General features: G+C 40.2%; 20 protein-coding genes. 17 read left to right on the top strand and 3 right to left on the bottom strand.

The window, feature by feature from the left end:
* Positions 1-71 precede the first annotated feature (71 nt).
* From MKX41_RS12160 to ybaK, 5 genes are all read left to right on the top strand, one after another.
* Entirely contained in the window at positions 72-692 is a 621-nt protein-coding gene (locus MKX41_RS12160; protein WP_076300617.1) for a bifunctional transcriptional activator/DNA repair enzyme AdaA, read from the top strand.
* A complete protein-coding gene (locus MKX41_RS12155) occupies positions 682-1,215 on the top strand; it encodes a methylated-DNA--[protein]-cysteine S-methyltransferase (RefSeq protein ID WP_076300618.1) in 534 nt (177 codons plus the stop codon). The genes MKX41_RS12160 and MKX41_RS12155 overlap by 11 nt, the downstream gene beginning before the upstream one ends.
* The gene (locus tag MKX41_RS12150) at positions 1,212-2,030 is read left to right on the top strand and encodes an SPL family radical SAM protein (RefSeq protein WP_076300619.1); all 819 of its coding nucleotides are present in this window, start codon (positions 1,212-1,214) and stop codon (positions 2,028-2,030) included. The genes MKX41_RS12155 and MKX41_RS12150 overlap by 4 nt, the downstream gene beginning before the upstream one ends.
* Before the next feature lie 86 nt (positions 2,031-2,116).
* Positions 2,117-2,368 (top strand): YolD-like family protein, encoded by a 252-nt coding sequence (locus MKX41_RS12145; protein ID WP_042189285.1) that lies wholly within the window; start codon positions 2,117-2,119, stop codon positions 2,366-2,368.
* Positions 2,369-2,464: 96 nt separating this feature from the next.
* On the top strand, positions 2,465-2,938 hold the full coding sequence (gene ybaK, locus MKX41_RS12140) for a Cys-tRNA(Pro) deacylase (RefSeq protein ID WP_076300620.1): 474 nt from the start codon (positions 2,465-2,467) through the stop codon (positions 2,936-2,938).
* Here ybaK and MKX41_RS12135 read toward each other — a convergent pair.
* The gene (locus MKX41_RS12135; protein ID WP_340970697.1) at positions 2,927-3,679 is read right to left on the bottom strand and encodes a YdcF family protein; all 753 of its coding nucleotides are present in this window, start codon (positions 3,677-3,679) and stop codon (positions 2,927-2,929) included. The genes ybaK and MKX41_RS12135 overlap by 12 nt on opposite strands.
* A 368-nt stretch (positions 3,680-4,047) precedes the next feature.
* Here MKX41_RS12135 and MKX41_RS12130 point away from each other — a divergent pair, with 368 nt between their 5' ends.
* The 8 genes from MKX41_RS12130 to MKX41_RS12095 all read left to right on the top strand — a co-directional run bounded on the left by MKX41_RS12130 (position 4,048) and on the right by MKX41_RS12095 (position 11,279).
* Entirely contained in the window at positions 4,048-4,617 is a 570-nt protein-coding gene (locus tag MKX41_RS12130) for an RNA polymerase sigma factor (protein ID WP_339241986.1), read from the top strand.
* Positions 4,610-6,091 (top strand): DUF4179 domain-containing protein, encoded by a 1,482-nt coding sequence (locus MKX41_RS12125; RefSeq protein WP_340970695.1) that lies wholly within the window; start codon positions 4,610-4,612, stop codon positions 6,089-6,091. The genes MKX41_RS12130 and MKX41_RS12125 overlap by 8 nt, the downstream gene beginning before the upstream one ends.
* Positions 6,092-6,622: 531 nt before the next feature.
* Positions 6,623-7,033 carry a hypothetical protein gene (locus MKX41_RS12120; RefSeq protein WP_340970693.1) on the top strand — a complete coding sequence of 137 codons (411 nt, stop codon included), beginning with the start codon at positions 6,623-6,625 and terminating at the stop codon, positions 7,031-7,033.
* Positions 7,034-7,275: 242 nt separating this feature from the next.
* Positions 7,276-7,725, top strand: coding sequence for a DUF1569 domain-containing protein (locus MKX41_RS12115; protein WP_042189271.1), 450 nt, complete (start codon positions 7,276-7,278; stop codon positions 7,723-7,725).
* Between the two features lie 217 nt (positions 7,726-7,942).
* Positions 7,943-8,464: a phosphotransferase-like protein gene (locus tag MKX41_RS12110; RefSeq protein WP_076300624.1), complete on the top strand. Its 522-nt coding sequence runs from the start codon at positions 7,943-7,945 to the stop codon at positions 8,462-8,464.
* 147 nt (positions 8,465-8,611) lie between these two features.
* Complete coding sequence (locus MKX41_RS12105) at positions 8,612-9,445, top strand: GNAT family N-acetyltransferase (RefSeq protein ID WP_339796549.1); 834 nt, start codon at positions 8,612-8,614, stop codon at positions 9,443-9,445.
* Between the two features lie 92 nt (positions 9,446-9,537).
* Entirely contained in the window at positions 9,538-10,338 is an 801-nt protein-coding gene (locus MKX41_RS12100) for an aminoglycoside 6-adenylyltransferase (protein WP_076300626.1), read from the top strand.
* A gap of 128 nt (positions 10,339-10,466) precedes the next feature.
* A complete protein-coding gene (locus MKX41_RS12095) occupies positions 10,467-11,279 on the top strand; it encodes a hypothetical protein (protein WP_076300627.1) in 813 nt (270 codons plus the stop codon).
* 188 nt (positions 11,280-11,467) lie between these two features.
* Here MKX41_RS12095 and MKX41_RS12090 read toward each other — a convergent pair whose 3' ends face one another.
* Complete coding sequence (locus MKX41_RS12090) at positions 11,468-12,484, bottom strand: aminoglycoside phosphotransferase family protein (RefSeq protein WP_340970686.1); 1,017 nt, start codon at positions 12,482-12,484, stop codon at positions 11,468-11,470.
* Positions 12,481-13,554, bottom strand: a complete 1,074-nt coding sequence (gene rsgA, locus MKX41_RS12085) for a ribosome small subunit-dependent GTPase A (protein ID WP_340970683.1) — start codon at positions 13,552-13,554, stop codon at positions 12,481-12,483. The genes MKX41_RS12090 and rsgA overlap by 4 nt, the downstream gene beginning before the upstream one ends.
* A 1,012-nt stretch (positions 13,555-14,566) precedes the next feature.
* Here rsgA and MKX41_RS12080 point away from each other — a divergent pair.
* From MKX41_RS12080 to MKX41_RS12065, 4 genes are all read left to right on the top strand, one after another.
* Positions 14,567-14,770, top strand: a complete 204-nt coding sequence (locus tag MKX41_RS12080) for a hypothetical protein (RefSeq protein ID WP_340970682.1) — start codon at positions 14,567-14,569, stop codon at positions 14,768-14,770.
* 242 nt (positions 14,771-15,012) lie between these two features.
* Positions 15,013-15,462, top strand: coding sequence for a hypothetical protein (locus MKX41_RS12075; protein WP_076300632.1), 450 nt, complete (start codon positions 15,013-15,015; stop codon positions 15,460-15,462).
* Between the two features lie 211 nt (positions 15,463-15,673).
* A complete protein-coding gene (locus MKX41_RS12070) occupies positions 15,674-16,438 on the top strand; it encodes a DUF7683 domain-containing protein (protein WP_340970678.1) in 765 nt (254 codons plus the stop codon).
* Positions 16,439-16,604: 166 nt separating this feature from the next.
* Positions 16,605-17,447 (top strand): tyrosine-type recombinase/integrase, encoded by an 843-nt coding sequence (locus MKX41_RS12065; protein ID WP_340970675.1) that lies wholly within the window; start codon positions 16,605-16,607, stop codon positions 17,445-17,447.
* The last annotated feature ends 117 nt before the right edge of the window (positions 17,448-17,564 follow it).

Genomic DNA, 17,564 nt, shown 5'->3' with positions numbered 1-17,564 from the left:
CTTGCTTTTACATTCTAGAATGAGTACAGATGACCCAGTAGCGGGGTATACTTGGTTTAGAGGTGAATCGTATGGATAAGAGTGGAGAAGTGGAAAAGATGACTGAGGAGCAATGGCAGGCTATTTTGCAAAATGATGCAGCTTATAACGAAAAATTCTTTTATGCTGTGAAGACTACGGGAATCTTTTGCCGACCTTCCTGTAAGTCCAAAGCACCTAATCGAGAGAATGCACGTATCTTTCAAAATGCAGAACAAGCATTAGAATCTGGATTTCGTCCCTGTAAAAGATGCAAACCGACGGGTGAGCGGCTACCGGATAAGGAATGGGTGGTTGTAATGACTGAATATATCGACAAACATTATCATGAACCTCTTACTCTTGAAACGCTGGCAGAAGTCTGTCATGGAAGCCCTTATCATCTGCATCGAACCTTCAAGAAAGTAACGGGAATCACTCCAGTGGATTATATACAGCAAAAGAGAATCGATCAGGCATCTGAATATTTGGTTACCACGGATCGGGATGTAGCTGATATTGGATTACATGTGGGTCTGCCAAATACGTCGTATTTTATTACCTTATTTAAGAAAAAGACGGGGCTTACCCCAATGAAGTATCGACAGCTTAACAAATTAGAATTAACGAATCATTCTGAATTATTCTTGGAGGTACAGAAAAATGGAGAGTAGACCAAGTGCAATCATATACTGGACATTGCTAGCTTATAAGGAATGGAGTTTCTATATCGCAGCGTCGGAGAAAGGATTAAGTTATGTGGGGTCGCAGCAGAAGCCATTCGAAGAAATGAGTGACTGGATCAGCCGTAGATTTCCTGAAAGTAAACTGGTGCAGGACGATGAGAAAATGGTTCCATTTGTACAGGAACTGATCGAATATTTGCAAGGGGTACGGCAGGCATTCAGCATTCCTTTTGACTATCGTGGGACTCCATTTCAACTCGCGGTGTGGAAAGCGTTATGTGAAATCCCATATGGACAAACGTGGTCTTATTCGGACATCGCCACACATATTCAAAAGCCTGCTGCAGTACGCGCGGTAGGGACGGCCATAGGTGCAAATCCGATACTAATTACGGTGCCCTGCCACCGAGTCATTGGCAAGAATGGAACATTAACTGGCTACCGCGGGGGATTAGAGATGAAGACTAGGCTGCTTAATTTGGAAAGTGGAAAGAGTGCTCTAGAATTATGAATATTGAGATCCAGTACAAAACCCCAAAGACCTTACTAAATAAAGGGACGGGTTATCTGAACGGATATAGTCATTCTTTAAACCCATATACCGGCTGTACTTATGGCTGTTCTTATTGTTATGTGCGTCAAATGCCTGTTTCACTGTTTTGCCAAGAAGAATGGGGAACGTGGGTAGATGTCAAACAAGAAGCTGCAGCTATCTTACGCAAAGAACTCCTGAAAGCAAAGTCCAAAGGACCGGTCTCCATCTTTATGTCCTCTAGTACAGATCCATACCAACCGATAGAGCACAAGGAGCAGGTAACCAGGGCTTTGCTGGAGGTTATGGTGGAGACCCCGCCCGATTTTCTGTTCGTGCAGACGCGCAGTCCGCTCGTACGCAGAGATATAGATTTATTATTACGCTTAGAAGACAAGGTTCGCGTGAGTATGACTGTAGAGACGGATCGTGAAGATATTCGCAAAAAATTCACACCAAGTGCTCCGCCCATTTCTGCAAGATTAAAGACACTGAAATTACTGCGTGAAGCGGGCATTCCTGTTCAAGCAACCATCGCTCCGGTATTGCCAAGCAGCACTTCTTTTCCAGAGATCCTAAGGGGTTTGGTGGATAGGGTCTGTATCGACGATTATTTTATGGGAGATGGCAGTGGGGGCAAACGGACACGGAGATTAGGTATTTATTCCCTTTATGAAGAGCTGCAATTGGAAGAATGGTACGATCCGGCGGCTTATCGCAGGGTGTACGATGGACTCCGGAGTGTTTTTAATGAAGATGAGCTTTTCTTGAGCCAGAAGGGGTTCGAGCCTTAAACTGAAACATGATATAATAAACGAGAGCATTCATACTTAGTATTTTAAAATACTTAATACCTGTAATCGCTTATTGGAGGAGTAGAGTGGCAAAAGCAAAAGTGGCCAAGCGGCCCACAAGAGATGAATTTGTACTTGAGGAGCTAGGCAATCAGCTAGTTGAAGCGAAGCAAGAAGGTTCTGAGATTTTATTGACCGTATGGGGAAAAGAAGAACAGGTGCGCGGAACGATTGTAGAAATGGACTCGCGGACAGGAAAAGTACACATCAGTAAAAACGAAGGTATCGAAAAAGTTCCGTTTATGGATATTATGCAAGTTAATTATCCCAGAGATTAATGGGAACGCAGCAATAAGAGGTCCTGTGAGCCATGTTGGCTTTGGGGCCTCTTTGACCATATGGTATTGAATAGATTAAAGAGAGGTAGATCAGAAATGGCAATAACCAAAACCAACGCGATGCGAATGCTAGATGCGAAGAAAATTGGATATGAAGTGTTTTTTTATGACAACGAGGATGGACTAATCCATGGTACAGCAGTTGCGGAGAAGATTGGAAAGGCGGCAGAGACGGTTTTTAAAACTTTGATCGCTCATAGCGGAGCAAATCTTTATGTATTTGTTATACCGGTTGCTGAGGAGCTGGATCTCAAAAAGGCGGCCAAGGCCGCCGGAGAGAAAAAGATTGAGATGCTGCCAGTGAAGGACTTGCAGAAGTGGACGGGTTATATCCGTGGTGGATGTTCACCAGTCGGTATGAAAAAGCTATATCCAACGTTCATTGATAGCAGCGCAGAAAGTCAGGAAACGATAGCCGTTAGCGCCGGAAAAATTGGTCAACAAATGGATGTATCACCGCAGCTTCTTGCAGGGGTAACAAATGCGAAATTCACAGATCTAATTAAATAGATGAGCAACAAGAAGACCTAAATACTCCTTCAAGGCTGTGCCTGTAGTGGAGATGGCTCCTGGCGAAGGAGTGAACTTTGAGGGTTGCAACGAAAATTCAGCGCTGGCGATATAATCTGTAGGAAAAGCTTGCGCTGTTAGCCCTGCATTCTTGAAGTGCTGCATCGAGCGGGGCATATGAAACCCTGATGTGACTAGTACAGGACGCTTAAGTCCCTTCTCTTGTAGGATTGCGGCGGTATTTACAGCATTCTGCTCCGTGTTAAGAGATTGATTGTCGGTCAGGATATCCTCTTCGGGGACACCGAGTCCAAGGAGTTGTCTTTTGGCGATATCCGCTTCATTGCCGCTGTCGGAGAAGACTTGTCCACCAGAGAATAGGATGGGTATACCACTCGCATTATGAAGTCGTACAGCTGTAATTAGCCGATTCGCTGCTGATCCATATAAGTTGCCCTCGCCATCAATATCCGGTGTCCCAGAGCTTGCACCTCCACCAAGCACAACGATGACATCTCCTTGCAATGTATCCGGTTGAGGATATTTTCGTTCTAAACCTCCGATTAACGCATCGCTGACTAAGGAAGTCATGGAGAAATACATAAGCAGTGTAACGCCAAGCAGGGCAAGCGCAGGGCGACGGTTCTTTTTCCATAACCAAATGACAAGACCGAGCAGAAGTAGGATGAAAAGTCCTGGAGGAAGCACAAAGCTGTATACAAATTTGATGATGTAAATCAACAGTATCAACCGCCTTCGTAAAGTATGAGTTCAGGTTGTATTGTAACATGAGTTGGGGTGTTCGAAGTTGCACAAAAGACCGAAACGGTCTTTTTTTATTTGATGAGAAGCCTAATCTAGAACTAGATTGGGAGCGGCATTAAGCTAAAAGGGAAGGATAGTTGAATAAATTTTTCCTAAACTCCCCAACCTTTATCGTTTTCGCTGCAGTATATATTTGAGTGCCACCGATAAGAAGGGGAAATTTATTGATAACCTCGCAAGTAGCAGTTTACCCAAGTGAGGGAAAAGTTTTTTCCTCTTTTTATGAACCAAAATACGAGAACTGGTGAATAAGAAGTGAAAGGAAAAACGAGGAGGTCTTTTAAGTGAAAGAAAATCATCATTTTCCAATACCCAAGGAAGGAGGTCCAGTTGATTTTGAAACACTTGTTCAACCTCACTTAACTAGTGCATTTCGAGTCGCTTTTTTGATCGTCCATGATTATCATCTAGCTCAGGATGCCGTTCAAGAAGCACTATGGGAAGCGTATAAATCACTTTATCGATATGATAAACGAAAAGGGACATCGTTTCGAGCTTGGTTTATAAAAATTGTGACACATCGTGCACTTAATATGGTGCGTAGAAAGAAAAATACGGAAGAATATTTGGACTCTATTGACCCTGGGCAAAACCCATTGGAGAGTATTCTTCAAAAGGAGAAAGAGCAACAGATTTGGCGAGCGATTCAGATGATGACGCTGAAACATCGCTCAGTAGTTATCCTTTACTATTATGAGGAGTTTAGTATAGCTGAAATTGCAAAAATCCTTGGTGTATTTGAGGGAACGGTAAAATCAAGGCTACATAAGGCCAGAAACTTAATTGCTGAAAAAATACAAGTTAACAAAGAAACACAGGTATTTACCGAGATGGGAGTGAACATGCATGACTAATCTTGACAAACAAATTGCACAAACTCTAAAAAATGTTGCTGGAGAATTGGATCAGCCTAGTTTTGTGATTCCTGACCAAGTGGTAGCCTATAAAAGAAAAAGGTCGCGTTTACTAGGCACTTTGGTACTTCCTGTCTTAATCAGCTGCGCTTTGCTTTTAACGATATCGGTGAGTCCTACCTTTGCGGCCTATGTTAAATCGCTATTTAATGGTTCTGATAAAGAACTGCAATATGCAGCTCAGGAAGGTTTTTCACAGAAGGTAAATGCCTCTGTTACTGATCGGGGCTATACTCTTGAAATAGAGGAGATATTAGCTGATCCGATGAGAATTGTGGCTGTTTATTCGATCAAGGATCAGCAAAAGAACTTTATTCATCCGGATAAGCTTCACATAAGTAACGTAGAGGTAACAGATTTGAAAGGGAATGTAATTAAAGAAACTAAAACGTATATGGTAGAAATCCAAGAAAATTACGGATATCTCACTCTAAAAAAACCGGGGGAAACAGAAGAACAAAACCTTTTATTACAGTTCGAGGGGAATCAGATCGACTCAGTTAAAGGAAATTGGGCCTTAAAGATTCCTATTGATTTAGAAAAAGCAATTAAGGCATCAAAGGTGCTACCAATCGATATGACGTATACCACACCACAGGGACTGCAAATCAATCTAAATAGCATTATGCATTCACCGACTGCTGCCCGTGTGGATTATGAAACGAAATGGACGGAAGAGGCAAAGAAAAGATTAGTAGAGGAAAGTAAACAAGTGAAAGGAAAACTAGATTCAGTTGATCCTTATGTTCGCTATGATGATTATAAACTGAATTTTCATGTTGAAAATGAAAAAGGAGAGAAAGTAAAAGATTTAACTAGGGCGCTTGATATTTCACGCAAGGCCGTGGGAGAATACGGTCATTCTAATCGGAAGTATGGATTTGCTCCCCTGTCTCCTGATCATCAATATACACTAGTATTGGATTCTTTAGAAAAAACAGAACCGTATGCGCTAGGCGTATCATTTGAGCCAAAACAGCTTGCTGAAAAACCTGTAAGAGTAAATGAGGATGGCAAAACGATTGAGATCATGTCCGTAACCTTTGACGAACCATTAAATGAAGCATCTACAAAGAATGAGAAGCACGCTACTATTTTACTAGAGGCTTATTTAAAGGATATATCATATATTAATCTAGCAGATACGATCTTAGTGGATGATGACACAGATAAAATTATTAATCGTTTTGGTTGGACTATAAAGGATGAAAAGGACAAAATATACAATGTAACAGGTGGAGATTTTAAAATGATTGGAAAGGATGAACAAGGCAGAAACCATATCCGAATAAAATTGCAAAGCGATGAAATGAAAGAACTCCCTCAAAAGCTCAGTCTTACTTCAGAATTGGCAAAAAAGAGCTATGACCTGGATTGGAAAGTACCATTGCCAATGCCAAAAGAAGATAAATAAGAAAAGCGAAAGCGGAAAATCATGGCCTTTTAATCGTTTAACAGTGTCTGGTAGCAGCCGTTCGAGTCTGTTCAACTAACGGGGAACTAAAGTTACTTAAAACAAGGAGCAGATCGCCGCGGCAGCTGCTCTTTGTCTTATTGAGCGATAAAGGAGACGGGTGAATTATATGCCAAATGATTATGTTTGGGGGATTTTCGTTGCTGATGCTTCAACTGATTTTCCGAATTTCTTTCCAATCGGTATTATTCCACACGTGAGTTAGCCATTAATGAAGTCGAAGCTTTGCCAAGAGATCACAATTATCAATTACTTCGAATGCCGCTAAATAATAACTTCGCATATTACCATAGAAAGAGTAGTAAGTTGGTTGGAATGGATACGATCCATCATGAACATTTTCATTTCAAAGATGAAAGTTAACCGATAGCGGTTGCTTCGGCAGCCGTTTTTTATTTGTTCAACTAACGGCAGGTTAGTTGAACTAAATTTTTATGTTAAAATGTGAATAAATCTGTTTATCGGGGTTGAATGATGATTAATTCGGCTGAAGAATTTGTAAGGTTAAGGCTTAGTGATAACATGGAGGAATATCTGAAGGCTGCATGGGATGAAGCACCTTTTGAGGTTTGGTTACAAGTAATTGAAACGTACCCTGAAATGCGTGAATGGGTAGCACATAATAAAGCAATTCCTATTGAGATTATGGAAATTCTAGCTGACGATGCAGATGAAAGGGTTAGATTTAATGTTGCTACAAAAAATCGACTACCAGAAAGTTTACAAATGAAACTGGCAAAAGATTTAGATAGCTCAATTAGAAAACGAATTGTCTATAACAAAAAAGCGACATTTCGAGTTTTAACTATTTTATTGAACGATGATGACGAAGACATAAGAGTACTGGCGAAGAATAGGGTTGATGAGGGACGACACAGGTAAACGTTAGTAGATTAGCGGTTGCTTAGGCAGCTGTTTTTTATTTGTTCAACTAATGGGCAGGATAGTGAGCAAAGAATAGATTGATGGGAAATGGTAAATATTAGAATGACAACGTGCTGTCGAATTGTACTGAAGCAATTATAAATATAATAGACAAACCAGAAGGTTCTAGATTATGCAGGAAATCGCATCGGTCTACACCATATATGAACTTCCTCAGATAAATTTAATGGAGCGTGCCAATGGAAAATATATATAATGAATTGCATACAGCAGAAATACTGAACCGCATCGAGAATTTAAGTCCAAATTCAAAACCACAATGGGGAACAATGAATGTTGCTCAAATGTTGGCTCACTGCTCAGCATTTCAAGATATCGCATTGGGAAATTCCTTTCCCCCTAGATATTGGCTAGGAAGGTTAATAGGAAGGTTTGTGAATTCTATTTTCTATAATGACAAGCCGGTACCACACAATATGTCAACAATTCCGACCATACTTATTGTAGATGAAAGAGACTTTATGACAGAAAAAGAAAAACTGAAACAAAAGATTTTAACTTTCCAAAGAAACGGTCCGGAGAAATGTTCATCCCATCCGCATCCTTTTTTCGGCAAGTTTACTCCTGAGCAATGGGGTAAAGGGATTTATAAACATCTAGACCATCATTTAAGACAATTTGGTGCTTAGTATTTTTTCGCAATGATTAATAATTGTTCAGTTTAGTGCAGTAACAACACTTCGCTGTGCTAACGGGACTCGATAGAGGAATAGCGGTTGCTTCGGCAGCCGTTTTTTATTTGTTCACTAACGGTAGTATAGTTCAATTATAGTTGTTTTTTATTTCCAGACTTACAGTTTAAATATTAAAATGAGATTAATTGAATTAATAAGGGGCATTAACAGGATGAACAAGGGTAGAATCGTATTTTTGAACGGTGTTACGAGCTCTGGAAAAACATCAATAGTAGATGCTTTACAGTTAAAATCGCATGAATTTTTTTATGTTGTTGCCAATGACCTTTTTGAAGAAATGATAGGTGAACGTTATCTTCGTGAAGATTATTGGAAGTATTTAAGTGAAGCAATTATCATGATGTATCATACAGCCAAATTATTTTCTGACCATGGTAAAAATGTACTTATTGATGGCATTATGGTAGAAAGGCCTGAGTTGAAACCGCATTATGAAAAAGTGAACAATATATTTTCTGGTTACCCATTATACATTGTTGAAGTGTTTTGCCCTTTAGACATTTGCCGTCAGAGAAATATTGCACGAGAAAATAGAACCGAAGACCAATCTGATTGGCAACACAAAATAATGGCAAAAGATATCCAGTATAATTGTACTGTCAATACACATTTAAACACTTCCGAAGAATGCGCAGATTTGATTTTAAAAAGTATATTTGAAGATGAAGTATGAATTACTATGCTCGAGATGATACATTCCGGTAACGGGGAAGGTTAGTGTAATAGCGGTTGCTTCGGCAGCCGTTTTTATTTGTTCAACTGTGTTCAGGTTAATTTAACAAGGAACTTATCTAATGATGAAATTTGAAGGAGAGATGAAATGATAGAATTATCTAAAGAAAACTACGCACACGTTCTGCCACTGTTGAAAAATCTAGCATATGAACCTGTGTTTGCGTATTCCGTAATTGAGCGAAATCAATCTGGAAAAGTGTTTGTTGATCACAACGAAAATCCTACCTGCAGTCTTATTATCAATTCATATGGACAGTATTTTTTGGTTAAGAGGGGCGACAATGAGTGCTTCATGAGCGATGTAGTTGAATTTTTGCGAAATGATCAAAATCATTCAAAATATTACGATCTTTATGCTTCAACACCCGAACTACTGTTTCAAATTAGCGAAAGTTTAGCGGGAAAGACCGTATTATTGCACCGTTCTTCTTTTACATTCGATCTATCCAAATTCCAACATCTAAAAAAACCTAACGCATTGCCAGAACAATTTGTTATGAAACGGATGGATAAAGCGCTATTCGATAAATACAAGAATGAAATGGACGCTTCTTATGATTCGTTATGGAGTTCGGCACAACACTTTTCGGATCGAGGGTTTGGTTACTGTCTTGTGATGGATGATGATTTTGCAAGTGTTTGCAATTCTTATTTTGTGGGTGGAGGGTATGCAGCTATTGATATCGTAACCGTGGATGAATACCAGAATAAAGGGCTAGCAACACTCACGGGTGTAGCATTTATCGAACATTGTCTGAACCATAATCTAGTGCCGAATTATAATTGTGACGCTGGCAATGAACGATCAATACAGCTAGCGAAAAAGTTAGGGTTTGCAAAAAAGTATGATTTTCCAATGTTATGGTGGCATCAGGATCAGAGTATAATTAGTGATTATTTGAAAAGATTCAATTATTAAAAAAGAGAGTTTAAAACGAAAACTTTCCAAAATGACAGGAGTAAACCGGTGATAAAACTATTATTATATGAAAATACATGGGAGGTTTAGCTATGACGATTAACCGTGAGACCATTCTAAACGCAATTGTATCAGACCTTGGAATTGAAAATTATATTTTAGCTATCTGGCTAGAGGGTTCAGATGGTACTAAAACTTTGGACGAGTATTCTGATATCGATTTGGTGTGCTATACAAAAGAAGGCTGCATAGATTCTGCAATTACCCGGTTGGATGCCTGTATGCGTCGATTAGGAAAAGTAGATATTGCCTATGAAGAAACTGGTCGACCCACAAATAACCGCTACAAGGTTTACCACCTACAGGAGTCATCAGATAGTCTCTTAGTTGACGTGACGATCCAAAGTGAGAGTGTCCCTGTTTTATTCATTAACGAAGACAAAACTGTCGTACCCGTTATATTGATAGATAAGACTGGTATCGTGAAGTATCAAAACGTTGATCACACGACTCACCATTCACAACTTCAATCACAATTGATACGTGCTCAGGGTATTTACAGTCAAAGGAACCGAGCTGTCAAATATACCAAACGCGGGCTTTTTTTAGAGTCGTTGATTTACTATCATAAGTATGTTGTGAATCCACTTGTAGATGTACTTCGGATAATCTATACACCATTCCAAGCTGACAGCTTCTTGGTTCATGCATCTCGGGATTTTCCTGTCGAAGTGGTACTAATCTTGGAAAAGCTATATGGTGTAAAAACCTTAGAAGATATAGTAGATCGCATCGAAATGACAGACAAATTGTTTCGTAATGCTGTAGCAGAGGCTGATGTCATGCTGTCACAATCTAAAGAAGGCGAAAGATTAGCGGATATCAGCCCATAAGCATTACTGGGTTATTGTGAGTGATCGCAGATACATAACTACGGGAACGCTAGTATTATACTGATAGCAATAGGTTTATAGTATTGAGATAAAACTGAAAAATAGAAATTCATAATGGAGCGATCGTATTGTTTATCCAATCCTTTGAAGACGAAATACTTGAGCAATCTTTGTCCATATTTGTGAAAGATATGAGAGCCATACTTAATAGAAAGTTGCGAAGCATTTACCTTTACGGTTCGGCCATACACAATGATTTATCCCCGGGATACGGGGATTTGGATTTTCTCGTCGTAATTGGAGAGGACCTAAGCCAAAATGAAATCGAATTTCTAAATAAACAAAGATCCAATTATAGATCATCCCTTCTTAGAAGATCCGTTGATAGACAAATCCCCAACCTCTATATCGATATGCTTGAGGGTGCCTTTCTTACGATTAATATGCTGAGTGGGGAAAAGGGCAGTGGCTTATGGTGGGGAACAAAGCGCGAATCCGACTGGACAGAAAATCAATTAGATCTGTTCACCATGCACACGATCAAGGAGCAGAGTATCTTGTTGTATGGTGAGTCCCATCTAGACAATATTCCATCGTATTCGAAGGAAGAGTTCATTAGTTTTTTTAAGGAATATGCCAAGTGTATGCGGAAGTTTGGCAAGGGAAATAGTCTACATTCCGTCGACTGGCTCCTATTAGCTTCTAAATTTATAGCTTGGTGGCAGGAAGGTGTCATCTTGTCTAAAAGCCAAGCAGCAGATTGGGGGCATTTACATCTTAGTAGCGGATGGAAAGATAATTTGAAGAGATGCAAGGAGCTAAGGAAGGATCCATCCATGGTAACACGTTTAGAGTATTCCGAATGGTTGAGTAATTTGGAGCCAGCCATTATTGAAGCATCACATGATCTGGACAGAGTTCTCGAAACAACAATTCATTAAACTAGAATCTTTTTAGTCCTATAAAAAAGACTGTTAATAATAGATTTTTCGCTAACAGAACACGTTAGTTAAGTGAAATAGCGACAGTCTAGAACTTTATTTCCATTGTCGATCCACCGAATGGGAGTAAAGAAAGAAGCTCCGAAAACCCATTATATTCAAGGGGTTTCGGAGTTCTTTTTTTAGAGTCAACCCTGCGCAGGGCTGGTCTTCATTTCATGGATTTTTTGGAGCGTATGAAGACACTTTGTTTTCTCGTCATCGTCCTCTGTGTGGAGATACCATTCTACAAGCCTGTACCCGAACATGAGAAGGATCAATTCGAAGACGCAATTATCGGCGATAGGGGATGCATCTGCATACTCCGAAAAACCTTTGTAATACGCAGGGACACATCGTTGGTAGTATTCGACCATGTGATCGATATCCGCTTCATCCGCAACCAAGCTTGCGAGATCCTCGCCCATGTAGCCCCATCCGCATGTATCCCAGTCGATGAGCGCGATTTTCCCGTCGGCATAGATCAGGTTGGTCACCCAGAAGTCCCGGTGGCATAGCACTAGGGGCAATTGCTCAATGCGGGCGAGTATCTCATCTGCGTGCTCATCGATGTCGATGAGCATTTGCCGCATGTGCTGCGGGAATTCGCAGTCCTCCGAGCGTATATAATCGTAGACGACTGGCCACGACCGGTAATGCAGATACGTATTCTTCATGAGATCTGCATGGCTCAGGTTTGTCAGGCTCTGCAGCACAGCGGGCTTCTCCGCATACAGCTTGCCTTGATAGCGTCCTAACTCCAGCGCCGCCTCTTCATACATGTCACCGGTTAAGTCTAAACCGGTTACGCCATCGATATATTCCAGCCACAGCTGGAATTCATTTTCTTCGGCATTCATTTCCGCATGGTAACATGTTGGCCAGCGGAAGGTATCCGAGAACGTCGTTCCCAAGTCAGACATATAGAGATCATATTCCCGGCGCCAGGAATCCGGATCGTTGTAACGTTCCCATTTCTTTTGAATTTTCAGCACGATACGGTACGGCATTTTTTTACCATCCGCGGTTTCGGCGATCCCGTTTACCAGGTGCACATTTCCCACAGTTCCGCCCTGTAACGGCATGGTTTGGCAGTCAGCCGAGATAATATCCTTCTTGAAGTGTCGGCTTAAGGCATAGATCAGCGTTTCAAATTTAATATTCATTTCTTCCATCCTCCGTTTTTCTTCGTTTGCTTGCTTGACATAGCTATCGTTTTATTTCGAGCCCTCTTGTCGATGAGGTAGCTTGTTTTATCCTGGACATACTTGTGCTCATGTTGCTGGGCAACATAATACTCCCACCGTTCACGCGGCAACGAACCGTCGGCAAGCGCGGCGAGAACGGCACAGTCCGGCTCGCCCTGATGGCGGCAATTTGCAAACCGGCATTGCGGGAACAATTTCTCCACATCGGTAAAGCTTGTGCTTATACCTACCCTGGCATCAAAAAGCCCGAGCTCACGCATTCCCGGCGTATCGATGACCATCGTTCCGGAGGGGAGCATGAACAGCTGACGGTGCGTTGTCGTATGCCGCCCCCGGCTATCAACCTCTCGAATCGCCTGAACCCTCATTACGTCCTGTTCTATCAATGCATTGAGCAGAGAAGATTTACCGACGCCGGACATGCCGAGAAAGACGACTGTTTTACCAGGCATCAAGTAGGAAGTGAGTTCGTTCAGCCCCAGGCCGGTATGACTGCAGATCGCATGAACTGGCACATCAGGGATGCTTTGTGTAACTTCTGCGAGCGGGAGATTATAATCTTCAACGAGATCAGCCTTGGTTAGAATGACGACTGGCTGACTGCCGCTCTGTCTGACTTGTGTCAGGTACCGCATGAGGCGGGTAACGTTGAAATCCCAATTCAAAGAAGAAAGAATGAACACATAGTCAAAGTTGGTTGCAACGACCTGTTCCCGCACGGTTTTGGCGTAGCCTACGGCATGCCCTGAGTAATCTGCGCGTGAGAACTTGGAACGGCGGGGCAGTACCGTAACGATGAGCGAATCTCCGCTCTCGTTGTAGCGCAGCAAGACGAAATCCCCGACGCACGGAAAATCTACGCGTGTTTCCACGCTGTGATAGAATGCTCCTTTGAGCACCGCCGTTACTTCGCCGCGCTCGGTCATGACCGTGAAGCGCTCGCGCCGAAGCTCTGTCACCCTACCGGGCAATAATCCGTCGGGAATTGCTTCTATTTCTGTATAGCCATAGGTTTTCAGATTTATCATAATTTTTTTGTTAGCTCCTTTAATGTTGTTTTTGGACGCAAAAATGCCACGGACAAGCAGCCTCTAAAGAAGCTGCTGTCACGCGGCATCAGGACGCAAAAAAGACACGACCTTCATCGTATCCTGCAAACAGCAATATTCACGAAAGGTTACTTCGGATGGCATACCAAATAACAGGGGCGTTTCCCCGCTTTTTTCGCGTATGCCTACTATTCAGTTTTAAGACCAAACCACCATATAAGTAGTTGCCATTAAAACACATCTCCCTTCGTGTCAGGAACTTGCTTATCGCTAAGATTTCTATAAAATAACCTATTTTGGAAAAAAAATCAATGCCTGACAGCGCAGATTGTCGGCCTTCACCATCGAGTCTGCCGTTGATAAAGAACTCGCGAGCATTAAAAGTCAGCGTGAGCGCTTCCTCAAGTTGTTTGAAGGAAACGGCGATGGTATATCAAAGATCAGCGAAATTGCAGAAATCGATAAGATACTCATTGTATACTAATAATTCATCATTCAACTAACGGTAGGTTAAGTGGGAGTTATTTACAAATGGAATATGTTAGTGTATTTTCTTTTTATGCATATATGGAAAGAGGAGAAAAAAATGAAATATACTATTGGGAAAAATCTTAGAGTAAAGAAGTGTTAATAGAGCATTTACTAGAAGGGAGATAACACTTTGAATTAAAAATAATGAGGTGTAATATGAATCCAACAATTGAAGCCTTTTTTGCGATATAGAGCTTGTTCACTTTGCATTATTAAAAGAAGAGAATCAATATTACTTGAACAATTCCCGGAAGAAGATGGTATCATTACATTTCGCCCAGTTGGTGGCACGATTGAGTATGGGGAAGATAGCAAATCAGCTGTAATACGAGAAGTAAAAGAGTAAATTAATATTGATATTATTGAACCAAAATTGATAGGGATTATCGAGCACATCTTCCCTTGGTACGGAGAAATTGGACATGAATAAGATTTTATTTATGAAGCGAGCTTTAGTCGAATGGATAACTATAACAAGAATGAATTTGAAGGGATTGAGGGGGACAAAAAGTTTATAGCTGTTTGGAAGAACTTATATGATTTTGAAGAAAACATTCAGTATAAACTTGTTCCTGACGGTCTTTATGAGATGCTTACAAGTGGGCAAATTTCTGATATTAAACATATTAACACAAAAGATTTATTGGCTTTTAAAGGGTCTTGATTTAACCTAGCGGGACACGTTAGTGGAATAGCGGTTGCTTCGGCAGCCGTTTTTTATTTGTTCAACTAACGGGCAGGTTAGCTGAGTAACAGAAATGTTGATATTGGATTATATACCATTAAATTGAAATTTAAAAAATGTCTAACGTCTATACTGTCATAGCGTAATAAAAAGGGGTTTCTAAGTGTATTGAACCTGTGTGGTTCAGTAGGATATTTATATTTTTTGAGAGAGGTGTTAACTTGAAGAAAACATTCATAATCATTTTAATAATTGCAGTAGGTGCTCTTGTTTTACTAGTCGTATCCACTCCATTTATTAACAATTATATTGCATATTCCATAAAAAAAGATCTAGTAGAAGTATCTTTGCCAGACAAAACTGAATTGATAGATGATTTATCATCAGCTGGAAAATTAATTGGGAATGGAAATGGAATGCAATTTTTTGGCGCTATTTTAATCAAATCGGAACTAACTTTAGAAGAATTAAATCATTTTTATTCAAAGTATCGCGAGAATGAATGGAGTTACATCGTTGAAAAGCAAGTGAGTAATAACATTGATTTTCTTAATGGTAACTTGAAATTCAAAGCATTGAAAGCAGATGAAAAACTAATTAACAATTATATTGTTTATACTTGGGGCAGTAGTAACTATCCATTAAGTGATCTTGACATCCGTGGGCATTAACACTCTGCACAAGCAAGATTACGTGCTAGAATATTATAAGCAGTGAGGGTGCTTTATGAAATTAATTCGCCGCGCCATTAAGTAGAACCGTACCATAGATGACAGATCATCATTACGCTAACGGGCAGTTATGCGTAATAAAGATCAAAGCATCTGTTATAATAAAGCGTCTAGTTTTTATAATCAAACCTTTATAAAGGTGGTGTTTGACATGAAATATCAATGGAGAATTACAAAATATAATCCCATTTTTAGAAATGAAAATGGTCATTATTTACTAGATGAATGGATTTGCCCATCTGAAATTGGAAAAGTACTAAATGGAGATTTATTTACATTAGAAAATTATCTCCTTATTGAAAATGCTTATATAGAGACAATAATAGAGTTTTTAAATGAAAAAAAACATTATTCTCTGCGTGTCATAGGAGCATCAAATACATCGATATCAAACGAAGCGAAAACATCTATGTTATATGAAAATGAATTTGGCGAGATCAATATTAAAGAAGATATGCTTGTAAACATAAATGAAATTCGCATAATTTGCAAAATGAGATTAAGAAATTTTGTTGGTTTTCAGTTAATTTCCAAAAATAACTTTTTCGTGTATTTTGGTTGGGACTATTATATGTACATTGGCAGCAGTCAAAAATCTGTAACAGCAATTGATTTCGCTTCAAAAAATGGTCTTTTTGTAGAGGAATATTGTTCACCGTATTACTTCGAGGAAAAAGATACCACAAGATTAGTTGAATGGAGTGAAGTAGGCGTTGAAATCCCATTGGTTATAGGGAGTGAGGAAATAGTTAATGTGCCATTAGATGAATATCGAAAGATATTTAATTTATCTGATGAGCATCCTGTTTTTGGTGTTTTTAAAATAACAGAGGAGTATAGAGATTTCTTTCAAACATTTTTGAATCATAAGATGGATTTTTCGAAGTATGAATATGGAATGTGGGCAGGTTATTGAGACTCATTTTTATAGGTTAGCAACGATCGTTTATCCGTTAGTTGAAAAAGGATGATTTAGAGCACTATTACGCTAACTGGGAACGCTAGCTCAAGCAGGTTAGAAGATTAAAACCTCTCTTTAGAAGCAAACCTAGATGTAATGGCTTCTAAGGGGAGGTTTAATTATGAGGTTAAGTGAGTTGTGGCATCTATATGAGGCTGATAAACGAATTCATGGATATAGTCCGAGAACATTGAACGCCTACGTCCTCCAGAACAAAATGCTAATGACGGAACTAGGTGATCCTGAGATAGCGGAGATTACATTGCCAATGCTGAAGCAATATTTGGCGAAACAAGCAGAACGATTGAAGCCAAACAGCCTTGGGCATCGAATTCGTTTCGTCCGATCCCTATTTCGCTATGCGTATGAAGAGACTTACCTGACTTCAAATCCTTCTTTAAAACTAAGAGAACCCAAATTGGACAAGCGAATTCCTAAGTTTTTAGTCGAGGAAGATGTTATTCATCTTAAGATCTCGTGTCAATCATTAAGAGAAAGAGCGCTGCTTGAGCTTCTTTATTGTACTGGGTGTCGAGTCGGGGAAGTAGAGAGGATAAACATCGAGGATCTCAACTGGGAAAACTGTTCTATAGTCGTAAACGGTAAGGGCTCCAAGCAGAGAGAAGTGTACTTTACGACAGAGTGCAAAGTATGGTTAAGGAAGTACCTGACCAGTCGTGGAGATACCTGTAAAGCCTTATTCGTAACGGATACCAACCCAACTAAACGCATGGCTATTCCTACAATTAGGTGGGCATTAAAACGGCTTGCAGATCGAGGTGAGATCGAAACGAATGTTTACCCGCATCGCTTTCGGCATACCTATGCTTGCCAACTCCTTGATAACGGTGCTCCTTTGGATTTCATCCAAGGGATGCTGGGTCATGAGAAAGCCTCAACCACGCAAATATACGCACAACTTCGTGGCGAACGCAGGAGAGAAATGTATCGACGATTTTTTTAGCATATAATAGCGGTAGATCCCTTTATAGAAATCTGCCGCTATTCAACTATAGGGCAGAAGAGCGTAGGGGTAGCGTGTGTTAAAGCTAACACTTTTTTAGTTTAGAGATGTTGTCGA

The sequence above is a fragment of the Paenibacillus sp. FSL R5-0475 genome, assembly GCF_038004585.1.
Classification (GTDB): domain Bacteria; phylum Bacillota; class Bacilli; order Paenibacillales; family Paenibacillaceae; genus Paenibacillus_AQ.
The sequence above is the reverse complement of the archived record's forward strand: the minus strand, read 5'-3'. Positions and strand labels throughout refer to the sequence as shown.